The sequence below is a fragment of the Hydrogenophaga sp. genome (genome assembly GCF_048549895.1).
In the GTDB taxonomy this organism is placed as follows: Bacteria; Pseudomonadota; Gammaproteobacteria; order Burkholderiales; family Burkholderiaceae_C; genus Hydrogenophaga.
In genome coordinates, this window is the sequence record NZ_JBLYYB010000152.1 from 1 (window position 1) to 24,674 (window position 24,674).

Consider the following 24,674-nt stretch of genomic DNA (forward strand, 5'->3'; position numbering starts at 1 on the left):
CGAAGTGGCGGGCCTGTTCATCCAGATGCTCGACATCACCAAGCGCAAGGCCTCGGAAGACCGGGTCAGCCAGGCGCTGAGCCAGGCACAGGCCCTCTACAACCATGCACCGTGCGGCTACCACTCGCTCGACACCTCGGGCACCTTTGTGTCGATCAACGACACCGAGCTGGGCTGGCTGGGCTACAGCCGCGACGAGGTGGTGGGCAAGATGGGCTTTCGCGACGTGATCCCGGCCTCGGACGCGCCACTGCTTGAAGCCCGCATGCGCAAGATCCTGCAGGACGACGCGCTGGAAGGGGCGGAGTACCAGATGCGCCGACGCGACGGCACCACCTTTCATGCGCTGCTGTCCTCGTCGGCGGTGCGCGACAAGGACGGGCATTTCCTGCGCAGCAACACCACCGTGGTGGACATCACCCGCCGCAAGGCCGCCGAGATCTCGCTGCGCGACAACCAGCGCTTTCTGCAGACCATCACCGACCACGTGCCCGGCCTGATCGCGTACGTCGACGCCGGCCTGCGCTTTCGCTTTGCCAACGCCGAACACCTGCGCGTCTATGGCATGGACCCTACCCGCATCCTCGGCCAGCACATCGCGGACTGCCTTGCCCCCGATATCTGGGCCGATACGAAGCCCCGCATGGAAGCCGCGCTGGCCGGGCAAGAGCAAAACTTCACCGCCTGGCGACCCACCATTGATGGCAAGCACATCTTTGTCAGTGCGCGCTACTTGCCCGATGTGCAGGACGGCAAGGTCCGTGGTCTGTTCGTCCAGATCATCGACATCACGGCCAGCAAGCTCATCGAAGAGCGCGTGAGCAACCTCAACGAAGAACTGGAGCAGCGTATCCGCGAGCGGTCGGCCGAACTGCTGGAGGCCGAGCAGCGTTTCCGCCTGATGGTGGACAACCTGCGCGACTACTGCATCTTCTTCATGGACGCCGAGGGCCGCATCACCGACTGGACCGACAGCGCCCAACGCATGGACGGCTACTCGCCCACCCAGATGCTGGGGCGGCACTACGGCGTGTTGTTCGATCCGGCCAACCCCGAACACGGGCGGGTGCGCGCCGATCAGATGTTGCGCCTGGCGGCCTCGCGAGGCCAGCACGAGCTGCACAACTGGCACACCCGCAAGGACGGCACGCAGTACTGGTCGCACTCGGTGCTGATCGCCCTGCGCGACGACATTGGCGAGCTGCGCGGCTTCGCCAAGATCAACCGCGACATGACCGACGCCAAACGGCTCGACGACCTGATGCGCAACATCAACGACGAGCTGGAAAACCGCGTGGTCGAGCGCACCGAACAGTTGCTCGCTGCCAACAAGGACCTGGAGTCCTTCTCGTACTCGGTGTCGCACGACCTGCGTTCGCCACTGCGCCACATCTCCAGCTTTGTGAGCCTGCTCGAAGAACACATGGGCGGGCAGTGCGACGAGGTCAGCGCCCGTTACCTCAACACCATCGGCAACTCGGCTCGTCACATGAGCCAGCTCATCGACGGCCTGCTGGCGTTCTCGCGCCTGGGCCGTGCGGCGGTCAACGTGACGCCGGTGGACTTCCAGTTGTTGGTCGAAGCGGTGGTGGCCCAGATCGGGCACGACACCGAAGGCCGCATCGTCGACTGGGTGGTCGCACCCGACCTGCCGGTGGTGCAAGGTGACGCCTTGTTGCTGCGCGAGGTGTGGGCCAACCTGCTGGGCAACGCCTACAAATACAGCCGACCGCGCGAACGATCGCGCATCGAGGTGGGCTGGACCGTCGACCCGGTGGTGGGCTACACCTTCTTTGTCCGTGACAACGGTGTGGGTTTCGACACAAAATACGCTCAGAAGCTGTTTGGTGTGTTCCAGCGCTTGCACCGAGCCTCGGAGTTTGAAGGCACGGGCATCGGACTGGCGCTCACCAGGCGCATCGTCGAGCGGCACAGCGGCAGCATCTGGGCCGAAAGCGAGCTCGGTATCGGCAGCGTTTTTTACTTCTCCCTACCTTTTGAGGGCCCGGATTTTTCAGACGCCGTTCTGGATTCGATGCCCGCACCACTGGAATCATGAGCAAAAACGCCGACGCCATCCTTCTCGTCGAAGACAACCCCGACGACGCCGAGTTGACCAAGCTGGCGCTCTCGCGCCACGGGCTCGACGGGCGGGTCACCCACGTCTCCGACGGCATGCAGGCACTGGATTACTTGCACCGGCGCAACGGTTTTTCCAACCGCGCCGGCAGCAACCCGGTGCTGGTTTTGCTGGACCTGAAAATGCCGCTGCTCGACGGCATCGGTGTGCTCAAGGAGATCAAGGGCAGCGAGCTGTTGCACAACATTCCGGTGGTGGTGCTCACCTCATCCACTGAACCCAGCGACTTGCTGCGGGCCTACGACGCCGGCACCAACGCCTACATCGCCAAGCCCACGGAGTTTTCGCAGTTCCTCAGTGCCATGAAGCACGTGTGCGAGTTCTGGATCAATATCAACCAGACCGCGCCGCAAACGGTCAACGCCACGGTGCGCAACACCGGATTCGGTGACCTCATCTGAAACAGACCATCCGGCGTCCTTGACGCAACACGCCACCCTCCATGCAAACAGGCCCTGAAAAGGGCCTGTGACAGGGAAGCAAAGCGGACGTCAGTAGATGTCGGAGTCGGCCCACTGGGAAGACGGGCCGAAATCGTTGGCAGTGGCCGGCGTGTTGAGGTTGAGCACAAACACCACCTCACCACCAAAACGACCCACACCCAGGCTTTTCATGAGCTGCTGCTCCTGCTCAGGGCGCTCCATGCGCAGGAAGCAGATGGCCTGCTTCGTTCCTTCGTGCATGGCGGTCAGGATGTCCAGGCGGGTGATGCGCCCGAACTCACTGCACAGCTGGTGCAGCGCGGATTTCAAGCTCGGCACATCGCTGTGCTGTCTGAGTTCTGCAAGTGTGCTCACAATCGACTCCCGATGTTTTTGTCGTTGCGTTTGTAGTTCGGGCCGACACCCCGGGCGGCGGCAGGCGTGAATGGTAGCCCAGTTGCTGCCGAAACTAACAGTTTTGTTACAACTTGGCCCGGCAGCCTCATGTCTTGTGCGCTAGATCACATCCCACCTGTGATGTCAGCACAGAACTGTGCCACCGCGATGACAGCACTTCGGTATTCTCCGACCACACCACCATCGGAAGTCCCCCATGCGATCCGCTTCCCCAGCACCCACCGCCACCCCCGACAACACAGCTGACACAGCGGCGGCAAACGATCCGGGCGAGTTCGCGCAGCGCGGTGGATTTGATCGGCTGGCGGGCTGGGCGGCCCTCCATGCAGGGGTGGCGGCCGCAGTGGTTTTCGACACCCTGCAGTGGCCGCCTCGGATGCTGGGGTCTCATGGCCTTGCGCCCTCGACCAGCGCAGGTGCCTCGCAGGCGGTTGCCACGTTGCTCACAGACGGTGCCCAGGAATGTCGCGTGAGCGAGCCAGCCAGCCCCCAGGCGTGGCCCCATCTCGAGGCGTGGGCAGCCCCGATGGCCCTGCACAACCTGCATTGGTGGCCGCTGCCCGCAGCAAATGGGCGGACCACCACCGCCTTGCTGCTGGTGAATACCGATCCGCAGCGACCCTGCGACACCAGCGACCCGGCCCTGCAGGCCCTGGCTGCCCATGCGCTGGACACCGTGGCGCTGATGCAGCGGTGCGAGCAGATCGAACTGCGCAACACGCAGATCCTGCGCGAGAGCGAGAGCCGCCTGAACCTCACCGAACACACGGCGGGTGCGGGCAGCTGGTCGATGCAGGTGGGCAGCGGCGAGCTGGTGCACTCCGATGAGTTCGCCACCATCCTGGGCCTCACCGACCACCGCCAGGTCACCTCACTCGACAGCATGGTGCAGCGCTACAACCCGGAGTGGCGCAGCGGCATCCGCCAACGGCTGGAGCGTTGTGCGCTCAGCGGCGAAGGCTTTGACGAAGAGCTGCAGATCATGGTGGAGGGTGGCGCTCCCAAGTGGGTGCGCACGGTGAGTTCTGCCGTGCGCGGCATCGACGGCGAGATCGTTCGCATCCAGGGCGCGATCCAGGACATCTCCGCGCAGAAACAGGCCCAGCAAGACACCCTGCGGCTGGCCATGCGCCTGACCACCACACTGGCCAGCATCACCGAGGCGTTCGTGACGCTGGACCGCCAGTGCTGCTTCACCTACCTCAACCAGGAGAGCGAACGCCTGCTGCAAAAAACCACCGCCGACCTGCTGGGCCAGGAGGTCTGGCACGACTTCAGCGGCGGTCTGGCCGAACGGCTCAAGGACAAGCTCACCCGATCGCTCAACACCAACCGCCGGGTTGAACTCGAAGATTTTTTCCCCACGCTGGGCAAGTGGATGGAGGTGCGTGCCTACCCATTTGCCGAGGGTCTGGCGGTGTACTTCCGCGATGTGACCGAGCGGCGTCGCTCACAGGAGCAGCTGATGCTGCTGGAGACCAGCGTCTCGCGGCTCAACGACATCGTCGCCATCGCTGAGACCGGCGCGGGCAGCCAGGAGCCACGCATCGTTTTCGTCAACGACGCGTTCCAGCAGCAGACCGGCTACACGCGCGCCGAGGTGATCGGGCAGACGCCGCGCATCCTGCTGGAGCTGGACCCGGCCATGACCCACCTGAATGCCCTGGTGGCCAACCTGCAGCACAACCAGCAGGCCCGCACCGAACTCATGGTGCGGCGCAAGAACGGCGCGCTCTTCTGGGTGGAGCTGGAGGTGGTGACGGTGCAGGCCACGGCCGAAGAGGTGACGCACTGGGTGGCCGTGGGCCGGGACATCACGCAACGCAAGACCGCCGAGGACATGATCCGACACTTGGCCTTCTACGACGCACTGACCGACCTGCCCAACCGCCAGCTGCTGCTGGACCGGCTGCAGCAGGCGCTGGCGGCCAGTGCGCGCACCGGGCAGTTTGGCGCGCTGATGTTCATCGACCTGGACAACTTCAAGATCCTGAACGACACGCTGGGCCACCACATGGGCGACCAGCTGCTGCAGAAGGTGGCCTCGCGCCTGACGCAAAGCGTGCGCAAGAGCGACATGGTGGCGCGCCTGGGTGGCGACGAATTCGTGGTGATGGTGGACGACCTGAGCACCGACGCTGAAGCCGCAGCCTACAAGGCGCGTGCGCTCGGTGAAAAGGTCCTCAAGACATTGCGTGAGCCTTTCCAGCTCAACGGGCATCAGCATTTCGCCACGCCCAGCATCGGCGTGGCCTCGTTCAATGGGGATCACAACGACGTCGGCGAACTGCTCAAACAGGCGGATCTCGCCATGTACCAGGCCAAGTCGATGGGGCGCAACACGCTGTGCTTCTTCGATCCCGACATGCAGGCCACGGTCAGCATCAACGCAGCGGTGAGCTCCGATCTGCGCATCGGGCTGCGCGAGCAGCAGTTCCTCCTGCATTACCAGCCGCAGGTGGACCGGGTCGGTGTGGTCACCGGCGTGGAAGCGCTGGTGCGCTGGAACCACCCGGTTCGCGGCATGAGGTGGCCTGCAGAGTTCATCCCGGTGGCCGAAGACACGGGCCTGATCCTGCCGCTGGGGCAGTGGGTGCTGGAGACCGCCTGCGAGCAGCTCGCGATCTGGGCGCACCGCCCGCAGACCGCCAGCCTGAGCATCGCGGTGAACGTGAGCGTGCGCCAGTTCCGCCACCCCGACTTTGTGGACATGGTGATGGCCGCGATCAAGCGAACCGGTATCCGCCCGCACCGCCTCAAGCTCGAACTCACCGAGAGCCTGCTGGCCGACCGCATGGAGATTACCATCGACAAGATGGGCATGCTCAAGGCGCTGGGTGTCACGCTCTCGCTGGATGACTTCGGCGTGGGCTACTCGTCGCTCTCGGTGCTCAAGCGCCTGCCGCTGGACCAGCTCAAGATCGACAAAGGTTTTGTGGCCGACGTGCTGACCGACCCCAACGACGCCGCGATCTCGCGCGCCATCATCGCGCTGGCGCAAAGCCTGAGCCTGCAGGTGGTGGCCGAGGGCGTGGAGACGCAGGAGCAGCGCGACTTCCTGGCCTACCAGGGCTGCGACCAGTTCCAGGGTCACCTGTTTTCCAAGCCGCTGCCCATCGAAGAGCTGGATGCGATGCTGGAGAACCCGACCTCCGGCATGGTGGTGATGGGCTGATGCCTCAGCCTGTGAACAGCGCCACGTTGCCGCCGGCAGCGGTGGTGTTGATGGTCAGGGTCTGCTCGGCGCAGAAGCGCAGCAGGTAGTGGGGCCCGCCGGCTTTGGGGCCGGTGCCGCTCAGGCCTTCACCGCCGAAAGGCTGCACGCCCACCACGGCGCCGATCATGTTGCGGTTCACATAGACGTTGCCGACGCGAGCTGCACCCGCCAAAGCAAGGGCGCGGCTGTCGATGCGGGTCTGGATGCCCAGCGTGAGGCCGTAACCCAGCGCGTTGATCTGCTGCATGACGGCCATCGGGTCGCCACCCCAGCGCACCACCTGCAGCACCGGACCGAAGATCTCCTGCGTCACCGCGCCGATCGACGCCACCTCGAACATCTGTGGCGCGATCACGTGCGCCATGGCGGGCGCGGCGCGGCGGCTGTCCAGCCGCGTTTTGGCATCGGTGTGCAGGCGCTGAACGTGGCGCGTGATGCCCTCGAACGCCTCGGCGTCGATCACCGGGCCGAGGTCGGTGGCCAGTTCGGCTGGATCGCCCGCGACCAGTTCTTTCGCCGCACCTTCGATCATCTCGATCACACCGTCCGCAATGGCCTCGTGCACGCACAGGAGGCGCAGCGCCGAGCAGCGCTGGCCCGCGCTGCGGAACGCGCTCTGCACCACCGCGTCGGCCACCTGCTCGGGCAGGGCCGTGCTGTCCACCAGCATGGCGTTGATGCCACCGGTCTCGGCGATCAGCGGGATGATGGGGCCGTCTTTGGCGGCCAGCGCGCGCTGGATGATCTTGGCCACCTGGGTGGAGCCGGTGAACACCACACCGGCGATGCCGGGTTGCGCCACCAGCGAAGCGCCCACCGTCTCGCCCGGGCCGTGCAGCAGTTGCAAGGCGCCCGCCGGCACGCCGGCGGCGTGCAGCAGCTTCACCGCTTCGAGTGCGATGACGGGCGTCTGCTCGGCCGGCTTGGCCAGCACGGTGTTGCCGGTGGCCAGCGCCGCGGCCACCTGGCCCGCGAAGATGGCCAGCGGAAAATTCCACGGGCTGATGCAGACCCAGGCGCCGCGGCCTTCCATGCGCAGCGTGTTGCTCTCGCCGGTGGGGCCGGGCAGCGTCTGCGGCGCCATCACACGCTCCGCATCGTTGGCGTAGTAGCGCAGGAAGTCGATGGCTTCGCGCACCTCGGACACCGCATCGCCCCAACCCTTGTGCGCTTCCTTCACCAGCAGGGCACACAGGCGGGGCAGCTGCTGCTGCATGGCGTCGGCCGCGCGGCGCAGCGTGGCGGCGCGCTCGGCCACGGGCGTGTAGTTCCAGGCAGCGAAGGCCTGCACGGCCTTGTTCACCGCCGCCTGCGCATCGGCCGCAGTGGCCTCGGGCACGGTAGGCACCACCAGCGCTGCGTGCGCGGCCAGCAGCGGATCGCGGTGCGCGATCACGGCCAGATCCAGCCCCAGGCTGTTCGGACGGGCCTTGCCATACAGCTCGGGCGGCAGCGGCAGCGATGCCGTCAAGGCGCCGGGTTTTGACTGCTCCAGCGGCGAGAGCAGCAGCTCGTCCATGCCCACCGACTCGTCGGCGAGCTGGTGCACAAACGACGAGTTGGCGCCGTTCTCCAGCAGGCGGCGAACCAGGTAGGCCAGCAGGTCGCGGTGGGCGCCCACGGGGGCGTAAACCCGGCACGACACCGCCGGGTTCTTGAGCACCTCGCGGTAGATGCCCTCGCCCATGCCGTGCAGGCGCTGCAGCTCGAACGGAGCACCCTGCCTCGTGGCCATGTTCAGGATGGCGGCGATGGTGCCTGCGTTGTGCGTGGCGAACTGCGGGTAGATGGCATCGGATGCGTTGAACAAGGCCTGCGCACACGCCAGGTAACTCACATCGGTGTGCGGCTTCTGCGTGAACACCGGGTAGGCCGGCAGGCCCAACTCTTGCGCACGCTTGATCTCGGCGTCCCAGTACGCGCCCTTGACCAGGCGGCACATGAACTTGAGTTGGTATTGCCGCCCCAGTGCCGCCACGTGCTCGATCAACTCAACCGCGCGCGTCTGGTAGGCCTGCATTGCGAGACCAAAACCCTGCCACTGCGGGCAATGTTGCGCCACGAGCTTGGCCAGCGCTTCGAACACCTCAAGAGACAGCTCGAGCCGGTCGACCTCTTCCGCGTCGATGGTCAGGTTCAAGTTGGCGGCGGCCGCGCCCTCGCACAGCTGCCACACGCGGGGAACAAGTTCGCGCATCACGCGCTCGTGTTGTGCATCTTCATATCGCGGGTGCAGCGCGCTGAGTTTGATCGAGATGCCGTCGTTCTGGCTCGGTGCCCGCTTCGGGTCGGCCGTGCGGGCTATGGCCGCGATCGCGTTCTCGTAACTCGCCAGGTACCGCAGCGCGTCGGCGTCGGTGCGGGCACCCTCGCCCAGCATGTCGAAGCTGAAACTCAGGTTGGACTGGCGCCTGCGCGCCGAGGCCGCTTCCTTCATGCCCTCCTCGATCGTCTGTCCCAGCACGAACTGGCGGCCCAGCAACTGCACCGCGCGCAGCGTGGCGGCCACCACGGTCTTGGCGCCGAGCTTGGCCATGAGGCCCGGCTCGCTGCCCGCCTGCGGCAGGAAGTGTTTGGACATAGCGATCGCGGTGGAGGACAGACGCGCCAGTGTCGAGTCGGCGGCGCCATCAAAGTCCGCCCGACCCAGCTGGTCGGCGGTGAGCGCGATCGCGGTCTCGGCATCGGGCACGCGCAGCAACGCTTCGGCCAGACGCATCAGCGCCAGGCCTTCGGCACTGGAGATCGGGTACTCCTTCAGCAAACTCTCCATGGCCCAGAACGGCGGCGGGTTCTCGCGCACCGCGCGCACCCACGGAGCGGCCTGCGTGGCGGCGGCGGCCCAGTCGAGCGCACCCTGGAGCACGGCCAGGCGTTGGGCCAACACGCCGACCTCGGAACGGTAGGGGACAGGCAGGCGGTCGGTGGTGCGCGGCATGAAAGGCTCCAGGAAGATCGGGTTTGTGAATCTGCGTATGTTCCCGCCAGAAATGCCGAGTTTTTCACCAAAAATCAGGGCTGAACTGGATAATCCACACCCATGAACGCCTCATCCACCGAGCCCGACCGCCTCGACCTCAAGATCCTCAAGCTCTTGCAGGCCGACGGCCGCATCACCAACCTCAGGCTCGCCGAGGCGGTGGCGCTCTCACCCACCGCCGTGCTCGCGCGCACCCAGCGCCTGCAACGCGACGGCTACATCCTGGGTTACGAGGCGCGGCTGAATCCCCTGAAGCTCGGGCGCGGGATGATGGTGTTTGTGGAAGTGCTGCTGGACCGCACCACGCCCAACGTGTTCAACGAGTTCAAGGCCGCGGTGCAGGTGCGCGACGAGATCATGGAATGCCACATGGTCGCCGGTGGCTTCGACTATTTGCTCAAGACCCGCATGGCCGACATGGCCGCCTACCGCGAATTCGCCGGTAGCGTGCTGTGGCAATTGCCGGGCGTGCGCGAGACGCGCACGTATGCGGTGATGGAAGAGGTGAAAAACAGCTCGCAGCTTCCACTGTGATCCGTTGCCATGGGCGTTGACAGCCCGAGCCGCCTTCGCACAATGGGTGCACCACTTCTGGAGCCACCATGTCTCGCATCTCGACCGCCTTGTTGCTGAGCGCCCTTTCGTGCACCAGCGTCGTCCACGCCCAGAGCACCAAACCCGGCCTGTGGGAAATCAACCAGAAGATGGGTGGCAACGCCGAGATGGACAAGGCCATGGCGCAGATGCAGCAGCAGATGGCGGGCATGTCGGCTGCGGAGAAAAAAATGATGCAGGACATGATGGCCAAGCAGGGCATGTCGATGCCGGCAGCGGGAGCAGGCGGCGGCATGGCCATGAAGGTCTGCATCACGCCCGAGATGGCAGCGAAACAAGACATGCCGGTACAGACCGAAGGTGATTGCACGACCACCGTCACCTCGCGCAGCGCCAACACCCTCAAGATGAACTTCGTCTGCAAGAACCCGCCCTCTTCGGGCGAAGGCACCTACACCTTCAGCGGCGACACCGCCTACACCATGACGATGCTGATGAAGAGCACGAACAAGGGCAAGCCGGTGAGTTCGACGCTCGATGGACAGGGGAAATGGCTGTCGGCCAGCTGCGGTGCCGTCAAGCCGCTGAAGTGACTCTGGCGGGCCGGCTGCCGAACACGCCCCGGCCCACGCGCACCATGGTCGAGCCTGCGGCCACGGCGGCCTCCAGGTCGTCGCTCATGCCCATGGACAAGGTGTCGAGCGCCAGGCCTTCTGCGTTGAGCTGATCGAACAGGACTTTGGCGCGCAGGAACAGATCGCGCTGCGCTTCAAAATTCGGCGCGGGCTCGGGAATGCACATGAGCCCGCGCAACTGCAAGCGCGGCAAGCGCGCCACGGCCAGAGCCAGGTCGGCCAGCGCCTCGGGTGCAACACCCGACTTGTTCGCACCACCGTCCACATTGACCTGCAGGCACACCTGCAAGTCAGGCAAATCGGCCGGGCGCTGTTCGCTCAGACGTTGCGCGATCTTGAGCCGATCGACCGACTGAACCCAATCAAAACGCTCGGCAACCACCCGCGTTTTGTTGCTTTGCAACGGTCCGATGCAATGCCATTGCAGCGCAGCATCGGGTTTGAGCCGACGCAGAGCCTCTATCTTTTCCGTGCCTTCCTGCACATAGTTTTCACCAAATGCATGCTGGCCGGCGTCGAGTGCCAGACAGACGGCGTCTGCGTCAAACGTCTTGGAAACCGCGAGCAATGCAACCGCGTTCACATCGCGTCCTGCCAGCGTGCAAGCTTGCTTCAAACGCTCGCGAACCTGTTGGAGATTGCCTTCAATCGTCGTCATAATCAGTCGTCATACCTCAACACCGCACGGGACCTCGGGATGGATATCACCCAATTGCTTGCCTTCAGTGTCAAGAACAAAGCATCCGATCTTCACCTCTCGGCCGGTCTTCCACCCATGATACGGGTGCATGGTGATGTGAGACGCATCAACGTCGAACCGCTGGACCACAAGCAGGTCCACGGCATGGTGTACGACATCATGAACGACAGCCAGCGCAAGCAGTACGAAGAGTTCCTGGAGTGCGACTTCTCGTTCGAGATCGAAGGCCTGGCCCGCTTCCGCGTCAACGCCTTCAACCACAACCGCGGCGCCGGCGCCGTGTTCCGCACCATCCCGAGCAAGATCCTCACGCTGGAGCAATTGAACGCTCCCAAGATCTTTGGCGACCTTGCCCTGCGCCCACGCGGCCTCGTGCTGGTGACCGGACCGACCGGTTCGGGCAAGTCGACCACGCTGGCCGGCATGGTGAACCACCTGAATGAAACCGAGTACGGCCACATCCTCACGGTGGAAGACCCGGTGGAATTCGTGCACGAATCCAAGAAATGCCTGGTGAACCAGCGCGAAGTGGGACCGCACACCCTGAGCTTTTCAAACGCTTTGCGCTCGGCGCTGCGTGAAGATCCGGACGCAATCCTGGTGGGTGAGATGCGCGACCTGGAAACCATCCGCCTGGCCATGACGGCCGCGGAAACCGGTCACCTGGTGTTCGGCACGCTGCACACCTCGAGCGCGGCCAAGACCATCGACCGCATCATCGACGTGTTCCCGGCCGAAGAGAAGGACATGGTTCGCGCCATGTTGTCCGAATCGCTGGTGGCCGTGATCTCCCAAACTTTGTGCAAGACCAAAGATGGTTCGGGCCGCGTGGCCGCGCACGAGATCATGCTGGGCACCAGCGCCATCCGCAACCTGATCCGCGAGGCCAAGGTGGCGCAGATGTACTCGGCCATCCAGACCGGCAGCAACGTGGGCATGCAGACGCTGGATCAGAATCTTTCGGAGCTGGTCAAGCGCAACGTGATCAGCCCGGCGGAAGCGCGCGGCAAAGCGAAGATTCCCGAGAATTTCCCGGGCTGAGCACAAGAAGGCAGGACACATGGAACGCGACCAGGCATCGAAATTCGTCAACGATCTGCTGCGCCTGATGCTCAGCCGCAGCGGCAGCGACCTCTTCCTCACCGCCGACTTTCCGCCGGCCATCAAGGTCGACGGCTCGGTGGTCAAGGTGTCGCCGCAACCCCTGAACGCTTCCCACACGCTGGCGCTGGCGCGCGCCATCATGAACGACAAGCAGGCGGCCGAGTTCGAGCGCACCAAGGAGTGCAACTTCGCCATCTCGCCGCCCGCCATCGGCCGCTTCCGCGTGAGTGCTTTCATCCAGCAAGGCAAGGTCGGCATGGTGATGCGGACCATTCCCGCCGTGCTGCCCACCATCGACAAGCTGGGCCTGCCCCAGGTGCTCAAGGATGTGTCGCTGTCCAAGCGAGGCCTGTGCATCCTGGTGGGCGCCACGGGTTCGGGCAAGTCCACGTCGCTGGCGGCCATGGTCGACTGGCGCAACGAGAACACGCACGGTCACATCATCACGATCGAAGATCCGGTGGAGTTCGTGCACCCGCACAAGAACTGTGTGGTGACGCAGCGCGAAGTGGGCCTGGACACCGACAGCTGGGAGGCCGCGCTCAAGAACACGCTGCGCCAGGCGCCCGACGTGATCCTGATGGGCGAGATCCGGGACCGCGAAACCATGGAGCACGCGATCCAGTTCAGCGAAACCGGCCACCTCTGCCTGGCCACGCTGCACGCCAACAGCGCCAACCAGGCGCTGGACCGCATCATCAACTTCTTCCCCGAAGAACGCCGCGCCCAGCTTCTGATGGACCTCTCGCTCAACCTGCGTGCGCTGGTGTCGCAACGTCTGATTCCGCGTCAGGACAACAAGGGTCGCCACGCTGCGGTGGAGATCATGCTGAACTCACCGCTGATCTCCGATCTGATCTTCAAGGGCGATGTCGCCGAGATCAAGGAGATCATGAAAAAGAGCAACCAGATGGGCATGCAGACGTTTGACCAGGCGCTCTTCAACGCCTTTGAGGCCAACCTGATCACGTTTGAGGATGCGCTGCGCAACGCCGACTCGCTCAACGACCTGCGCCTGCAGATCAAGCTCAACAGCCAGCGGGCGAAAACCCTCGACTTGGCTGCGGGCACCGAACACCTCACTATTGTTTGACCCACCCCGCGCCGGGAGTGAATCACCCCCGCGCCGCACCTGCGGTGCGTCATCCCCTCAAGGGGGCAATGCCTGCGGCCTGGCAAAGCCAGTTCCGCGGCATTCTTGATTTAGAACCCTTCCTTCCATCGAGACCACTCCATGAGCAATATTGCTGAACGCACTTACGACTCCACCCCTGCCCGCAAGGTCGCCTTCATTGGCTTGGGTGTCATGGGCTACCCCATGGCGGGGCATTTGGCCCGTGCGGGGCATTCGGTGACCGTTTACAACCGGTCGAGTGCCAAGGCCGCCGCCTGGGTGGCTGAGTTTGGTGGTGTGCACCAGCCCACGCCGCGCGAAGCGGCGGTGGGTGCCGAGATCGTGTTCGCCTGCGTGGGCAACGACGACGATTTGCGTTCCGTCACGCTGGGTGCCGACGGTGCGTTCGCCGGCATGGGCTCGGGCGCGGTGTTCGTGGACCACACCACGGCCTCAGTCGACGTGGCGCGTGAGCTGTATCAGGCTGCCAAGAATGTGGGGCTCTCGTTTGTCGACGCGCCGGTATCGGGTGGTCAGGTCGGTGCGGTCAACGGGCTGCTCACCGTGATGTGTGGTGGTGATGCCGGTGCGTTTGATGCGGTGAAGCCCGCAGGCATGGCGTTCTCCCGCGCCTTCACGCTCATGGGCGGCAGCGGCGCAGGTCAGCTCACCAAGATGGTCAACCAGATCAGCATCGCCGGCTTGGTGCAGGGCCTGGCGGAGGCCATTGCCTTTGGCCAGAAGGCCGGGTTGGACATGAACCAGGTGCTGGACGTGATCGGCAAGGGCGCGGCGCAGAGCTGGCAGCTCGACAACCGCGGCAAGACCATGGTGGCCGACAAGTTCGACTTCGGTTTTGCCGTGGACTGGATGCGCAAGGACCTGGGTCTGGTGCTCGACGAGGCCAAGCGCAACGGTGCTCGCCTGCCGGTCACCGCCCTGGTGGACCAGTTCTACGCCGACGTACAGGCCATGGGCGGCAACCGCCTGGACACCTCCAGCCTGATCAAGCGCCTGAAGTGAAGGCCTGAATGAACAGCAGCGCCGAAGCGCTGCTGTTCTGTCATTTGGCTTCGTTGGCCGCCGGCTTGGGCAGCATGCGGGCGAGCTCTTCTTCGGTGAGGATCTCGAACGAGCGCACGACCCGCTGTACACCGGAGGTGTTGCGCGCGATGTCGGTGGCGCGGTCGGCCTCGCGCTGGGTCACACGCCCCATCAGATACACGGTGCCTCGCTCAGTCACGACCTTGAAGGCATTGGCCGACAGGTCCTTCGCGTCCACCAGCGAGGCCTTCAGGCGGCCAGTGATGAGCGTGTCGGCCGCGCGCTCGGTGAGCGTGGGGCTGTTGGTCACCGACAGCTCGTTGACGATCTCGGCCACGTTGTCCACCCCGGACACGATCTTGCTCGCCAGCTCCTTGTCGGCGGCACTGGCCACCTCGCCGGTGAGCAGCACGCGGCGGTTGTAGCTGGTCACGGCCGCGCGGGCGCGGTTGCCCATCTGGTCGCGCAGGCGGTTGGTGGCGCGCAATTCGATGCCCTGGTCGTCCAGTTGGGCGCCGGAGGTGCGGCGGTCCACCGCCACCAGGGCACCGCCCATGGCGCCCCCCACGATCAGGGGTGCACAGGCGGACAAGCCGATGGTCAACGTGACGGCGGCGAGCACGCCGGCGGCCATGCGACTGCGAAGGACATGGGGGACAAAGGTCATGAGGAACTCTCCTGTTCGTTGGTCAAGACGTCGGGCAGACCCAGCAGCTGGGCGTCCACGCCGTCACAAATGCAGTGCAACACCAGGTGGTGCACCTCCAGAATCCGGGCCGCCAGATCGTGCGGCACACAAATGTGCACGTCGGTGTCGCGCAGCAGCAGCGCGAGCTGGCCACCGCGTGCGCCGGTGAGTGCCACCACCGTCATGTCGCGTTCGTGCGCGGCCTCCACCGCTGCGAGCACGTTGGACGAGTTGCCCGAGGTGGTGAGCGCCAGCAAGACGTCGCCGGCCTGGCCGAGCGCGCGCACCTGGCGGGCGTAGACCGAGCGCACATCGAAGTCGTTGGCGATGCCGGTGAGCACCGCCGCGTCGGCCGAGAGCGAAAAGGCGGCGAGCTCGGGGCGCTCGCGGTCGTAACGGCCGACGAAGCTGGCGGCGAAGTGCTGGGCAGCGGCGGCTGACGCGCCGTTGCCGCACGAGAGCACCTTGCCACCGCCTGTGACACTGGCCAGCACCGCGTTGGTGGCCGCTTCCACCGCAGGCGCAAGTGATTGCGCACACTGGTATTTCAGGTCGGCACTGTCGATGAATTGTTGCTGGATGCGTTGCAGAAGCATGGGGCGATGATAGCGGTGGGGCCTGTATCCAAATGCTCAGGACGCATCGAAGGCCGCGCGCAGCCAGTCGATCTGCCCGCTGGTGCCGTCGATGAGCACCACGTCGAAGCGGCATGGGGGCTCTAACCCGAGCCGCAGCAGAAAGTGCCGCGCGGCAAACACGATGCGGCGCTGTTTGAGCGGGGTGATGCTCGCGCCCGCGCCGCCCTGGCGCTGGCTGGCGCGCTGGCGCACCTCGACGAAGACCAGCGTGCCGTCGGGCTCACGCATAATCAAATCGATCTCGCCGCCGCCGCGTCCGGGCGTCTTGAAATTGCGCTGGACGAGCCGCAAGCCCTGGCGCTGCAGGTGCAGCAGCGCAACGTCTTCGGCCGCATCACCGCGGGCCTTGGTGGTCGGTGCAGGCGCCACCGGCGCCCCCTGCTTTCTGGAACACCACATTGTCTGCAAGCTCTCCATCCCTGTTGGCGGCCGCGCGCGACGCGGCGGCGCACCAGCATTATCCGCAGGGCGCGCTCTACATGGTCGCCACGCCCATCGGCAACCTGGCCGACATCGGCCTGCGCGCACTGCAGGTGCTCTCGCTGGTGGACACCGTGGCCTGCGAGGACACGCGCCACACCGCCGCGCTGCTGCAGGGCTACGGCCTGCACAAGCCGCTGCTGGCCCTGCACGAGCACAACGAAGCCGAGGCCGCGCAGACCGTGGTGCAGCGCCTGCAGGCCGGCCAGCGCGTGGCCTATGTGAGCGACGCCGGCACGCCCGGCGTGAGCGACCCGGGCGCGCGCCTGGTGGCGGCCGCGAACGCGGCTGGCCTGCGCTGCGTGCCGATTCCTGGCGCCAGCAGCATCACCGCCTTGCTCAGCGTCTCGGGCACGGTGGCGGGCATGGGTGGGTGGGACGGGCGCTTTGTGTTCGCGGGTTTTCTGGCCAGCAAAGCGGCCGAGCGCCAGCGCGAGGTGCAACTGATCGGTGCCGACGCACGCGGCTGCGTGATGCTCGAAGCACCGCACCGCATCGAAGCCCTGGCCAAAGACCTCGGCCTGCTGGGCGAACGCATGCTGACCGTGGGCCGTGAACTCACCAAACAGTTCGAAGAAGTGGCGCACCTGAAAGCGCAGGATTTCAGCGCCTGGCTGCAGGCCAATGCCAACCGCACGCGCGGCGAATTCGTGTTGCTGGTGCATCCCCAGTCCGCCACCGTGGAGGCCGAAGGCAGCGTGGACGCAGCGGCCTTACGCACGCTGGACGTGCTGTTGAAAGAGCTGCCCCTGAAAACCGCCGTGAAGCTGTGCGCCGAGATCACCGGCCAGCCGCGCAACGCGCTCTACGATGCCGCGCTGGCGCGCCGCCAGGGCGCCAACGGATCAGACGACTGAGCCCTCAGCGGATCACGCGCGCCATCGGGTCACCACCCGACCGGGGCGCCGCGTCGCGCGGGGTCGGCACATCGGGCACTTCGTGCGCCTGCACATCGACCACATCGCCCATGGGCCGGGCTGGGCCACGGCCCGGCCACACGCCCTGCGTGTAGCGCTGCGAGGTCTGGCGAAAGCGGTTGAACACCACGAACGGTGCGGGCTTGCGCCCGGTGATCAGCGCCCAGAGCGACATGCCCAGCACCACCACCAGCGTGGCCAGCAGCAGGCTGAGCACGAACACCAGTGCGGCCACGCCGAGCACGAGTTTGAGAATGCCACGCACCAGGCGAGCGAAGAAGTCGAAAAAACCGTTCATGGATGACTGAGCCCCAAGGGCCGGTGTTGGTTCCGCAGGCAGGTCGTGCGCCGATCCAGCCCCCACCGGTTTGCGGGCCAATCATGGTGCAGATGGGGCCATTGTCCCCGGATGCAAGGTCTTCCAGCGCACCGACGGTCGTTGCGTTGCCCCGTGAAACGGACTGCTATGCTGATCCTTGCTCGCGCGCACAGCCCGCGCAACGTCCACCCTGAACCCCCATGAAACCGATTTACCAGTATTTTTTTCGCGGCCTCATCACTTTCCTGCCGCTTGCCATCACGGTCTACGTGCTCTACCTCACCGTGGCCTGGATCGAATCGATCGCCATCTGGTTGATCCGCCCTTTCATTGGCGATTTCTACCTGCCCGGCCTGGGCATCGTGCTGGGCGCCGGCCTCATCCTCGGGCTGGGTTTCCTGATCTCGCAACCCAACGTGGCGCGCTGGCTCTCGTGGATCGAACTGCCCTTCACCAACCTGCCGGTGGTCAAGAGCATTTATTCGTCGCTCAAGAGCTTTGCGGACTACTTCTCGCCCCACAAAGAGACGCAGCAGCAGGCCGTGGTGGTGCTGCGCATGCCCGGCAACGAGATGTCCATCGTCGGCCTGGTCACGCGCCAGAACATGCAGGGTCTGCCGCCCGCGCTGGCCGAGCTGGACCAGGTGGCCGTGTACCTGCCCATGGGCTACATGATCGGCGGCTACACGGTGTTTGTGCCGCGCAGCTGGATCACCCCCATCGACATGTCGGTTGAAGAAGCCATGCGTTCTTCGTTGCTGGCGTGGATGGCGTCGAACCGCACCAGCGGCGCCACCACCGAACCCGTGGAACCCACAGAACCCAACCGCCCCATGCCATGAGCATCCGCCACCTCGACGCCCTGTTCTCGCCCGCCTCCGTGGCGGTGATCGGGGCCTCGATGCGGCCCGCCAGCGTGGGCGGCACCGTGTGGCGCAACCTGAACAACGGGGGCTTCAAGGGCCAGCTCCACGCGGTCAACCCCAAACACGTCGAGCTCGGCGGCGTGAAGGTCTGGGCATCGGTGGCGGAGTTGCCCGCCGCGCCCGAGCTCGCGGTGTTGTGCACGCCGGCGGCCAGCGTCGTGCAGCTGATCACCGAACTCGGCGCGCGCGGCACCCGCGCCGCCATCGTGCTCACCGCCGGGCTGAGTGCCGCGCAGAAACAGGCCATGCTGGATGCGGCGCGCGTGCACACCCTGCGCATCCTCGGCCCCAACTGCATCGGCATGCTGGTGCCGCACCTCGGACTCAACGCCAGCTTCGCGCACACCGGCGCACTGCCGGGCGAGCTGGCGTTTGTGTCGCAGTCGGGCGCGCTGGTCACCGCCATGCTCGACTGGGCCAGCTCGCGCGGCATCGGCTTCTCGCATTTCGTCTCGCTCGGTGAACGCGCCGATGTGGACTTCGGCGACATGCTCGACTTTCTGGGCAGCGACCCGAAAACGCGCGCCATCCTGCTCTACATCGAGAGCATCGAGGAGCCACGCAAATTCATGTCGGCCGCGCGCGCCGCGGCGCGCAACAAACCAGTGATTGTGGTCAAGGCCGGGCGTTCGGCCGCCGGCCAGCAGGCCGCCGCTTCACACACCGGTGCGCTCGCGGGGTCGGACGCGGTGTTCGACGCGGCCATTGCGCGCGCCGGCATGCTGCGCGTGTGCACCTTGCAAGACCTGTTTCTCGCGGCCGAGACGCTGTCGCGCTTCAACGGCAACCGCGCCGACCAGCTGATCGTGCTCACCAACGGCGGCGGCGCGGGCGTGATGGCGGCCGACGCTGCCGCTTCCGAGGCCGTGCCGCTGAGCGCACTCGGCGACGAACTGACCACCCGGCTCGACGCGGTGTTGCCCGCCAACTGGTCGCATGCCAACCCGGTGGACATCATTGGCGACGCACCGGCCGCGCGCTATGTGCAGGCGCTGGAGGCGCTGGCGCACGACACCGAGAGCGCGGTGCTGTTCATCCACGCGCCCACCGCCATCGTGCCCAGCCTGGAGATCGCACAGGCCCTGCTGCCGCTGGCCAGCGCCGCGCCGAAGCGCGTGCTGGGTTGCTGGCTGGGCGACGGTGCGGTGGCGCAGGCCCGTGCCTTGTTCCGTGAGGCCGGCGTGCCCGACTTCAACACGCCCGAAGACGCCGTGCGCGCCTTCTCGCTGCTGCGCACCTACCGCGAACACCAGACCGAATTGCTGCAAACACCACCCGCCCACAGCGCGGTGCAGGCGGTGGACCTGCCGCGTATCCGCGCCATCGTGGATGGGGTGCTCAGCAGCGGTCGCGAACTGCTCACCGAGCCCGAGGCCAAGAACCTGCTGGAAGCCGCCGGCCTGCCCGTGGTGGCCACGCGCGTCGTGGGACCCAGCGCGCAAGAAGCCCAAACGGCCGCCGCTGCGCTGGGCTACCCGGTGGCGCTCAAGATCCTCTCCATCGACATTTCACACAAGTCCGACGTGGGCGGCGTGCGGCTGAACCTGGGCAGCGCGGCCGAGGTGGGTGAGGCCTGCGCGACCATGCTGGCGCGTGTGCGCGAGCAGCGCCCGGATGCCAAGGTGGAAGGCTTCACCGTGCAGACCATGGTGCACAAGCAACACGCGCACGAACTCATCGTGGGCGCCAGCGTTGACCCGGTGTTCGGCCCCGCCATCCTCTTTGGCCAGGGCGGTGTGGCGGTGGAGGTGCTGGCCGACACAGCACTGGCGCTGCCGCCGCTGAACACGACGCTGGCACTCGCGCAGATCGCGCGCACCCGCGTGGCCAGGTTGCTGCGCGGCTACCGCGACGAACCCGCCGCCGACCTGGACGCCATCGCGCAGGTGCTGGTGAGCGTGTCGCAGCTGCTGGCCGACGTGCCCGAACTCGCCGAGCTCGACATCAACCCGCTGCTGGTCAACCGCGAAGGCGCGGTGGCGCTGGACGCGCGGGTGCGGGTTTCATCGAAGCGACCCGCCGGCGCGGCGAACTTCGCCATCCAGCCGTACCCGCAAGAACTGGTGGAGGCTTGGGAATGGCAGGGTCAGGCCATCACGCTGCGTCCGATCCGCCCGGAAGACGAAGCCCAGCACCGCCGCTTTCTGGAAAAGCTGGACCCGGAAGACATCCGCCTGCGCGTGTTCTACAGCCGCCGCAGCATCGAACACAGCGAGCTGGCCCGACTCACGCAGATCGACTACGCGCGCGAGATGGCGTTCATCGCCACGCGCATCGGCGCCGACGGCACAGAGGAAACGCTGGGCGCGGTGCGAGCGGCGATCGACCCGGACAACATCGGCGCCGAGTTCGGCGTGATCGTGCGCTCCGACCTCAAGGGCAGCGGCCTGGGGCACAAGCTCATGGGCAAGATCATCGAGCACCTGCGTGCGCGAGGCACGCAGCGCATCTTTGGGACCGTGCTGCGCATCAACCGCGGCATGCTGGAACTTGCAAGGGCCTTGGGCTTCCAAGAGTCGACCAACCCCAGCGATCCCGGCGACATGGAGATACGGTACGTCGCGCTGGAACTGCAAACCTCCAACGGGTCGCCACCATGAACCATTCGCCCAACCGACGCCACCTGTTGATGGCTAGCGCAGCCGCCCTGGCCGCGCCGGCATGGTTGCCTTCTGCGCTCGCGCAGACCAAGCACCTGCGCCCCACCCCCAGCCAGACCGAAGGCCCGTTCTACCCGGTGGCGCTGCCGGCCGACAGCGACGCCGACCTGCTGAAAAACGGCCAGGTGAACTACGGCCAAGGCCAGCCGGCCTGGGTCGAGGGCACGGTGGTCGATCTGGCCGGTGTGCCGGTGTCGGGCGCGGTGGTCGAAATCTGGCAGTGCGACCACGCCGGCCACTACCACCACCCGGGGGACGGTGGCCGCGCCGATCCCGCGTTTCAGGGCTTCGGCAAGGTCACCGTGGGCCGCGGCGGGCGCTACCGCTTCCGCACCATCCGCCCGGTGCAGTACGGCGGGCGCACGCCACACATCCACGTGAAGGTGCGGCTGGACCGCATGGAGTTGCTCACGACACAACTCTACGTGGCGGGCGATCCGGGCAACGAGCGCGACTTCCTGTGGCGCCGTCTCAACGAAGAGAACCGCGCGGCGCTCACCGTGCCGTTCGCGGCAGGCAGCGACGGCATCAGGGCCAATTTCCCCATCGTCGTGCAGGCGTAAATTGCGGCCTGGAAAGACCGGCAGCGCCCGGGGGTTCTGGCCGCGCCCTTAAGCTCGCGCCATGGATTCACTTTCTCAAATTGCCTTGGGCTCAGCCGTCGGCGTGGCCGTGATGGGCCGGCGCACGGCGGTGTGGAAAGCGGCGCTTTGGGGCGCCATCGGCGGCACGCTGCCCGACCTCGACGCCTTCATCGACCACGGCGACGCCATCCTCAACATGACGCGCCACCGCGCCGAGAGCCACGCGCTCTTCATCCTCACGCTGGCTGCACCGGTGCTGGCGTGGATCGTCTCGCGCATCCACGGTGAAGCGGCGTTGTTCAAACGCTGGTGGCTGGCGCTGTGGCTGGTGCTCATCACACACCCGCTGCTCGACACCATGACGGTCTACGGCACGCAGCTGCTGCAGCCCTTCACCGACCACCCCTTCGGCGTGGGCAGCATCTTCATCATCGATCCGCTCTACACCCTGCCGCTGATCGTGGGCGTGGTCGCTGCGCTGCGGCTGAAGAACACCCGCGGCTTGAACTGGAACGTCGCGGGCCTGGCGCTCAGCACGCTGTACCTCGCCTGGAGCGTGGGTGCGCAGCAGCATGCCACGCAAGTGGCACGCGCATCGCTTCAACAAGACGGCGTTCAAACTTCAGGCCTGCTGGTCACGCCCTCACCGTTCAACACCATCTTGTGGCGGCTCGTAGCCACGACGCCCACGCACTACCTAGAAGGGCACTATTCCCTGCTGGACGACGACCGGCCCATCACCTGGACGCGGCACGAGCGCGGCGCCGGCCTGCTGGAGCGCCACGCCAGTGAGCCCTCGGTGGCGCGCATGGCGGCGTTCACGCACGGCTTCTACAGCGTGTCGGAAACGGGCGGGCGTTTGTTTGTGACCGACCTGCGCATGGGCCAGGAGCCCACGTACACCTTCCACTTCGATCTGGGCACCGAAGCAGCGCGCGCCAACGGTGGACACCGACCCGAGCTCAAAGGCCGGCGGCCCGACATCGCCGCGTCGCTCGACTGGTTGTGGCGTCGCATGCGCGGCGAGCGCCTTTCTCCACCCACGGTGCCACGGCCCACACCACAACCGGGGCTGTAAGGTCGCCCCGGGTTCAGCGACTACCTTGGGAGTTGTCTCGAGGAACACGCCATGCCCGACCTGTCTGCGCGCGCTGCACCTTCGGCCTCGGGTTGGATCGGGGAACGATTGGCGCGCTTTCTGGCCGCTCCGGTGCACGCACACGGCAGCGCCCCCGCCACCCGCTGCGACCGCCTGCAGGCCTGCCTGCAACCCGGCGATGTGCTGTTGGTGGAAGGGCACAGCCGCATCAGCACGGCGGTGAAGTACCTCACCTGGTCTCACGCGGCACTGTATGTGGGGCCTGCCGCCCTGGACCGCGCCGGCGTGCCCAAGAGCCACTGTTTTGTGGAGGCCGACATCACCGATGGCGTGCGCACCGTGGGCGTGGAGGCCTTCGAGGGTTTTCACACCCGCATCTGCCGCCCGATCGGGCTGGATGCAGACGACCTGCGCTCACTGAGCTCCTACGCAGTTTCGCGGCTGGGCCACCGCTACGACCTGCGCAATGTGTTCGATCTCGCGCGCTACCTGCTGCCCACGCCGCCGGTGCCGCAGCGCTTTCGTCGACGCCTGCTGTCGTTGGGCAGCGGCGACCCCGCGCGCGCGATCTGCTCAACGCTGATCGCACTGGCCTTCGAGACGATCGACTACCCGATCCTGCCGCAGGTGCACACCTTGAGCCTCGATGCGCCGGATTGCCCGGGCTGCACCGAGGAGTTGCTGCGCCTGCGGCACCACAGCCTGTATGCACCGCGCGACTTCGACGTGTCGCCCTACTTCGCCGTGGTCAAGCCCACGCTGGAGACGGGCTTTGACTTTCATGCGCTGGCCTGGGCCAGCACGGACAGTCTGGAACGGGCCAGCGCGCCTCAGCTCCCCAGCGTCGCCAGCAGGTCCGGCTGCACGATCTCGATCCAGTAGCCGTCGGGGTCCTTGATGAAGGCCACGTTTTTCATCTTGCCCTGGTCGGGCCGCTTCACGTAAGGCACCTGGTTCTCGTCGAACCAGGCCACGGCTGCGGCGAGATCAGGCACCGAAAAACAGATGTGGCCGAAGCCCTGCGGCTGGGCGTTGCCGTCGTGGTACTTGAAGTCGGCCTGGGTCTCGGTGCCCCAGTTGTGGGTGAGCTCCAACACGCCGCGCTGGCTGAAGGTCCAGCTGGTGCGCGCGCCCACGTCGTCGGGGGCTGCGCCGTCTTCCGGGCGGGCCAGGAAGTACAGCGAGAACGACATCTCGGGGAAGTCGAGCTTGCGCAGCAGGCGCATGCCCATGACGCGGGTGTAGAAGTCCAGCGCCACGGCCGGGTCTTTCACGCGCAGCATGCTGTGGTTGAACACGAAACCGCGCGTGGCATCGCTGGGTTGGGCACAGACGCCGGGTTGGTTTTCGGTGGTGAAGCTCATCGATGGGTCTTTCTGAAAGCAAGACGGGGACACAAAAAAGAAGCGCGGGACCGTGAGGCTGCCCGCGCCGAACTGGAGAGCGCGGCTCAGCGCGCGCGAATCGGCGAGATCACCGGGCGCAACGTGCCCAGCCCGTGGGTACCGGTGCCTTGCAGCGGCGTGGTCAGGGCCTCGGCGGCGGCCACCTGCAGGGGCTGCGCGCGCAGCCCTGCGTCGCTCTGCTGCTTCTCCAGCGCCATCATGCGTCGGCGCATGTAGCGCATGCAGGTCACACGCAGGAACGACGCGAAGTTGGGCACCTCACCCCGGTGCGCCAGGATCTCGTCGTGGAACTGCGCGATCAACGCGTTGGTGGTGCAGCCCTCGTCCTCGGCCATCTCGGCCAGCAGGTCCCACACCATGTTCTCCAGCCGGATGCTGGTGAGCACACCGTGCACACGCACCGTGCGCGAGCGCTGCTCGTACTGGATCGGGTCGGCCTTGACGAAAAATTCGCACATGGTGTTGATCTCCTAGCGTCTCAGAAAAGAAAGCCGATCCGCCGCCGGGCCGCCCCAAGGCGGATCAGCCCCCATGGGGGGCAGCGGACCTCGCGCAGCGGGGGAGCGTGGGGGCCACAGAGCCGGCGCCGGGCCGCCCCAAGCCGGATCAGCCCCCCCGAGGGGCAGCGG

23 protein-coding genes are annotated in these 24,674 nt (G+C 66.0%); 14 read left to right on the forward strand and 9 right to left on the reverse strand.

Annotated elements, in window-relative coordinates; genetic code table 11:
- Positions 1 to 2,059: PAS domain-containing sensor histidine kinase (locus tag ACN4F8_RS15070; RefSeq protein ID WP_419474312.1), on the forward strand; the 2,059-nt coding region annotated here is incomplete at its 5' end.
- Positions 2,056 to 2,541: a response regulator gene (locus ACN4F8_RS15075; RefSeq protein WP_322275661.1), complete on the forward strand. Its 486-nt coding sequence runs from the start codon at positions 2,056 to 2,058 to the stop codon at positions 2,539 to 2,541. The genes ACN4F8_RS15070 and ACN4F8_RS15075, both read left to right, overlap by 4 nt.
- A 90-nt stretch (positions 2,542 to 2,631) precedes the next feature.
- On the opposite strand, the gene ACN4F8_RS15080 is transcribed toward ACN4F8_RS15075, so the two are convergent.
- Positions 2,632 to 2,937, reverse strand: a complete 306-nt coding sequence (locus ACN4F8_RS15080) for an RNA recognition motif domain-containing protein (RefSeq protein ID WP_300651379.1) — start codon at positions 2,935 to 2,937, stop codon at positions 2,632 to 2,634.
- A gap of 238 nt (positions 2,938 to 3,175) precedes the next feature.
- On the opposite strand from ACN4F8_RS15080, the gene ACN4F8_RS15085 reads away from it, so the two are divergent.
- Complete coding sequence (locus tag ACN4F8_RS15085; protein ID WP_419474313.1) at positions 3,176 to 6,154, forward strand: EAL and GGDEF domain-containing protein; 2,979 nt, start codon at positions 3,176 to 3,178, stop codon at positions 6,152 to 6,154.
- Between the two features lie 4 nt (positions 6,155 to 6,158).
- On the opposite strand, the gene ACN4F8_RS15090 is transcribed toward ACN4F8_RS15085, so the two are convergent.
- Entirely contained in the window at positions 6,159 to 9,134 is a 2,976-nt protein-coding gene (locus ACN4F8_RS15090) for an L-glutamate gamma-semialdehyde dehydrogenase (protein ID WP_419474314.1), read from the reverse strand.
- Positions 9,135 to 9,236: 102 nt separating this feature from the next.
- On the opposite strand from ACN4F8_RS15090, the gene ACN4F8_RS15095 reads away from it, so the two are divergent.
- Positions 9,237 to 9,710: an Lrp/AsnC ligand binding domain-containing protein gene (locus ACN4F8_RS15095; protein ID WP_419474315.1), complete on the forward strand. Its 474-nt coding sequence runs from the start codon at positions 9,237 to 9,239 to the stop codon at positions 9,708 to 9,710.
- Positions 9,711 to 9,778: 68 nt separating this feature from the next.
- On the forward strand, positions 9,779 to 10,324 hold the full coding sequence (locus tag ACN4F8_RS15100; RefSeq protein ID WP_419474316.1) for a DUF3617 domain-containing protein: 546 nt from the start codon (positions 9,779 to 9,781) through the stop codon (positions 10,322 to 10,324).
- Here the strand turns inward: ACN4F8_RS15100 and ACN4F8_RS15105 are convergent.
- Positions 10,308 to 11,024 carry a YggS family pyridoxal phosphate-dependent enzyme gene (locus ACN4F8_RS15105; protein WP_419474317.1) on the reverse strand — a complete coding sequence of 239 codons (717 nt, stop codon included), beginning with the start codon at positions 11,022 to 11,024 and terminating at the stop codon, positions 10,308 to 10,310. The genes ACN4F8_RS15100 and ACN4F8_RS15105 overlap by 17 nt on opposite strands.
- A gap of 39 nt (positions 11,025 to 11,063) precedes the next feature.
- Between ACN4F8_RS15105 and ACN4F8_RS15110 the strand changes: the two genes are divergently transcribed.
- The 3 genes from ACN4F8_RS15110 to ACN4F8_RS15120 all read left to right on the forward strand — a co-directional run bounded on the left by ACN4F8_RS15110 (position 11,064) and on the right by ACN4F8_RS15120 (position 14,307).
- Entirely contained in the window at positions 11,064 to 12,107 is a 1,044-nt protein-coding gene (locus tag ACN4F8_RS15110) for a type IV pilus twitching motility protein PilT (RefSeq protein WP_291216638.1), read from the forward strand.
- 19 nt (positions 12,108 to 12,126) lie between these two features.
- A complete protein-coding gene (locus ACN4F8_RS15115) occupies positions 12,127 to 13,263 on the forward strand; it encodes a PilT/PilU family type 4a pilus ATPase (protein ID WP_300658151.1) in 1,137 nt (378 codons plus the stop codon).
- A 141-nt stretch (positions 13,264 to 13,404) separates the two neighbouring features.
- Positions 13,405 to 14,307, forward strand: a complete 903-nt coding sequence (locus tag ACN4F8_RS15120; RefSeq protein WP_419474318.1) for an NAD(P)-dependent oxidoreductase — start codon at positions 13,405 to 13,407, stop codon at positions 14,305 to 14,307.
- Between the two features lie 40 nt (positions 14,308 to 14,347).
- Here the strand turns inward: ACN4F8_RS15120 and ACN4F8_RS15125 are convergent, their stop codons facing one another.
- The 3 genes from ACN4F8_RS15125 to ACN4F8_RS15135 are packed head-to-tail and all read right to left on the reverse strand — an operon-like array spanning position 14,348 to position 16,053.
- Positions 14,348 to 14,995 carry a BON domain-containing protein gene (locus tag ACN4F8_RS15125; RefSeq protein WP_419474319.1) on the reverse strand — a complete coding sequence of 216 codons (648 nt, stop codon included), beginning with the start codon at positions 14,993 to 14,995 and terminating at the stop codon, positions 14,348 to 14,350.
- A complete protein-coding gene (locus tag ACN4F8_RS15130; RefSeq protein WP_419474320.1) occupies positions 14,992 to 15,612 on the reverse strand; it encodes an SIS domain-containing protein in 621 nt (206 codons plus the stop codon). Before ACN4F8_RS15130 ends, ACN4F8_RS15125 begins: the two co-directional genes overlap by 4 nt.
- 36 nt (positions 15,613 to 15,648) lie before the next feature.
- Positions 15,649 to 16,053 (reverse strand): YraN family protein, encoded by a 405-nt coding sequence (locus tag ACN4F8_RS15135; RefSeq protein WP_419474321.1) that lies wholly within the window; start codon positions 16,051 to 16,053, stop codon positions 15,649 to 15,651.
- Between ACN4F8_RS15135 and rsmI the strand changes: the two genes are divergently transcribed.
- The gene (gene rsmI, locus ACN4F8_RS15140; protein ID WP_419474322.1) at positions 16,053 to 16,991 is read left to right on the forward strand and encodes a 16S rRNA (cytidine(1402)-2'-O)-methyltransferase; all 939 of its coding nucleotides are present in this window, start codon (positions 16,053 to 16,055) and stop codon (positions 16,989 to 16,991) included. The two genes, ACN4F8_RS15135 and rsmI, sit on opposite strands and share 1 nt — an antisense overlap.
- A 4-nt stretch (positions 16,992 to 16,995) precedes the next feature.
- Here the strand turns inward: rsmI and ACN4F8_RS15145 are convergent, their stop codons facing one another.
- Positions 16,996 to 17,349 carry a hypothetical protein gene (locus tag ACN4F8_RS15145; protein ID WP_419474323.1) on the reverse strand — a complete coding sequence of 118 codons (354 nt, stop codon included), beginning with the start codon at positions 17,347 to 17,349 and terminating at the stop codon, positions 16,996 to 16,998.
- A gap of 221 nt (positions 17,350 to 17,570) precedes the next feature.
- On the opposite strand from ACN4F8_RS15145, the gene ACN4F8_RS15150 reads away from it, so the two are divergent.
- From ACN4F8_RS15150 to ACN4F8_RS15170, 5 genes are all read left to right on the forward strand, one after another.
- Positions 17,571 to 18,212 (forward strand): DUF502 domain-containing protein, encoded by a 642-nt coding sequence (locus tag ACN4F8_RS15150; RefSeq protein WP_419474324.1) that lies wholly within the window; start codon positions 17,571 to 17,573, stop codon positions 18,210 to 18,212.
- The gene (locus ACN4F8_RS15155; RefSeq protein WP_419474325.1) at positions 18,209 to 20,896 is read left to right on the forward strand and encodes a GNAT family N-acetyltransferase; all 2,688 of its coding nucleotides are present in this window, start codon (positions 18,209 to 18,211) and stop codon (positions 20,894 to 20,896) included. The genes ACN4F8_RS15150 and ACN4F8_RS15155 overlap by 4 nt, the downstream gene beginning before the upstream one ends.
- A complete protein-coding gene (locus ACN4F8_RS15160) occupies positions 20,893 to 21,519 on the forward strand; it encodes an intradiol ring-cleavage dioxygenase (RefSeq protein WP_419474326.1) in 627 nt (208 codons plus the stop codon). The genes ACN4F8_RS15155 and ACN4F8_RS15160 overlap by 4 nt, the downstream gene beginning before the upstream one ends.
- 61 nt (positions 21,520 to 21,580) lie before the next feature.
- Positions 21,581 to 22,618: a metal-dependent hydrolase gene (locus tag ACN4F8_RS15165; RefSeq protein ID WP_419474327.1), complete on the forward strand. Its 1,038-nt coding sequence runs from the start codon at positions 21,581 to 21,583 to the stop codon at positions 22,616 to 22,618.
- Between the two features lie 51 nt (positions 22,619 to 22,669).
- Entirely contained in the window at positions 22,670 to 23,521 is an 852-nt protein-coding gene (locus ACN4F8_RS15170) for a lipo-like protein (protein WP_419474328.1), read from the forward strand.
- Here the strand turns inward: ACN4F8_RS15170 and gloA are convergent.
- Complete coding sequence (gene gloA / locus ACN4F8_RS15175) at positions 23,470 to 24,003, reverse strand: lactoylglutathione lyase (protein WP_419474329.1); 534 nt, start codon at positions 24,001 to 24,003, stop codon at positions 23,470 to 23,472. The genes ACN4F8_RS15170 and gloA overlap by 52 nt on opposite strands.
- 86 nt (positions 24,004 to 24,089) lie before the next feature.
- On the reverse strand, positions 24,090 to 24,503 hold the full coding sequence (locus ACN4F8_RS15180) for a ribbon-helix-helix domain-containing protein (RefSeq protein ID WP_419474330.1): 414 nt from the start codon (positions 24,501 to 24,503) through the stop codon (positions 24,090 to 24,092).
- Between the last annotated feature and the right edge of the window lie 171 nt (positions 24,504 to 24,674).

What these genes read in the sequence shown, in the direction of transcription:
- ACN4F8_RS15100 (WP_419474316.1), top strand. Translation starts at nt 9,779, where the DNA reads ATGTCTCGCATCTCGACCGCCTTGTTGCTGAGCGCCCTTTCGTGCACC.
- ACN4F8_RS15115 (WP_300658151.1), top strand. Translation starts at nt 12,127, where the DNA reads ATGGAACGCGACCAGGCATCGAAATTCGTCAACGATCTGCTGCGCCTG.
- ACN4F8_RS15075 (WP_322275661.1), top strand. Translation starts at nt 2,056, where the DNA reads ATGAGCAAAAACGCCGACGCCATCCTTCTCGTCGAAGACAACCCCGAC.
- ACN4F8_RS15160 (WP_419474326.1), top strand. Translation starts at nt 20,893, where the DNA reads ATGAACCATTCGCCCAACCGACGCCACCTGTTGATGGCTAGCGCAGCC.
- ACN4F8_RS15150 (WP_419474324.1), top strand. Translation starts at nt 17,571, where the DNA reads ATGAAACCGATTTACCAGTATTTTTTTCGCGGCCTCATCACTTTCCTG.
- ACN4F8_RS15090 (WP_419474314.1), bottom strand. Translation starts at nt 9,134, where the DNA reads ATGCCGCGCACCACCGACCGCCTGCCTGTCCCCTACCGTTCCGAGGTC.
- ACN4F8_RS15135 (WP_419474321.1), bottom strand. Translation starts at nt 16,053, where the DNA reads ATGTGGTGTTCCAGAAAGCAGGGGGCGCCGGTGGCGCCTGCACCGACC.
- ACN4F8_RS15155 (WP_419474325.1), top strand. Translation starts at nt 18,209, where the DNA reads ATGAGCATCCGCCACCTCGACGCCCTGTTCTCGCCCGCCTCCGTGGCG.
- ACN4F8_RS15120 (WP_419474318.1), top strand. Translation starts at nt 13,405, where the DNA reads ATGAGCAATATTGCTGAACGCACTTACGACTCCACCCCTGCCCGCAAG.
- ACN4F8_RS15125 (WP_419474319.1), bottom strand. Translation starts at nt 14,995, where the DNA reads ATGACCTTTGTCCCCCATGTCCTTCGCAGTCGCATGGCCGCCGGCGTG.
- ACN4F8_RS15180 (WP_419474330.1), bottom strand. Translation starts at nt 24,503, where the DNA reads ATGTGCGAATTTTTCGTCAAGGCCGACCCGATCCAGTACGAGCAGCGC.
- ACN4F8_RS15110 (WP_291216638.1), top strand. Translation starts at nt 11,064, where the DNA reads ATGGATATCACCCAATTGCTTGCCTTCAGTGTCAAGAACAAAGCATCC.
- ACN4F8_RS15130 (WP_419474320.1), bottom strand. Translation starts at nt 15,612, where the DNA reads ATGCTTCTGCAACGCATCCAGCAACAATTCATCGACAGTGCCGACCTG.
- gloA (WP_419474329.1), bottom strand. Translation starts at nt 24,003, where the DNA reads ATGAGCTTCACCACCGAAAACCAACCCGGCGTCTGTGCCCAACCCAGC.
- ACN4F8_RS15105 (WP_419474317.1), bottom strand. Translation starts at nt 11,024, where the DNA reads ATGACGACGATTGAAGGCAATCTCCAACAGGTTCGCGAGCGTTTGAAG.
- ACN4F8_RS15145 (WP_419474323.1), bottom strand. Translation starts at nt 17,349, where the DNA reads ATGAACGGTTTTTTCGACTTCTTCGCTCGCCTGGTGCGTGGCATTCTC.
- ACN4F8_RS15170 (WP_419474328.1), top strand. Translation starts at nt 22,670, where the DNA reads ATGCCCGACCTGTCTGCGCGCGCTGCACCTTCGGCCTCGGGTTGGATC.
- ACN4F8_RS15165 (WP_419474327.1), top strand. Translation starts at nt 21,581, where the DNA reads ATGGATTCACTTTCTCAAATTGCCTTGGGCTCAGCCGTCGGCGTGGCC.
- ACN4F8_RS15095 (WP_419474315.1), top strand. Translation starts at nt 9,237, where the DNA reads ATGAACGCCTCATCCACCGAGCCCGACCGCCTCGACCTCAAGATCCTC.
- ACN4F8_RS15085 (WP_419474313.1), top strand. Translation starts at nt 3,176, where the DNA reads ATGCGATCCGCTTCCCCAGCACCCACCGCCACCCCCGACAACACAGCT.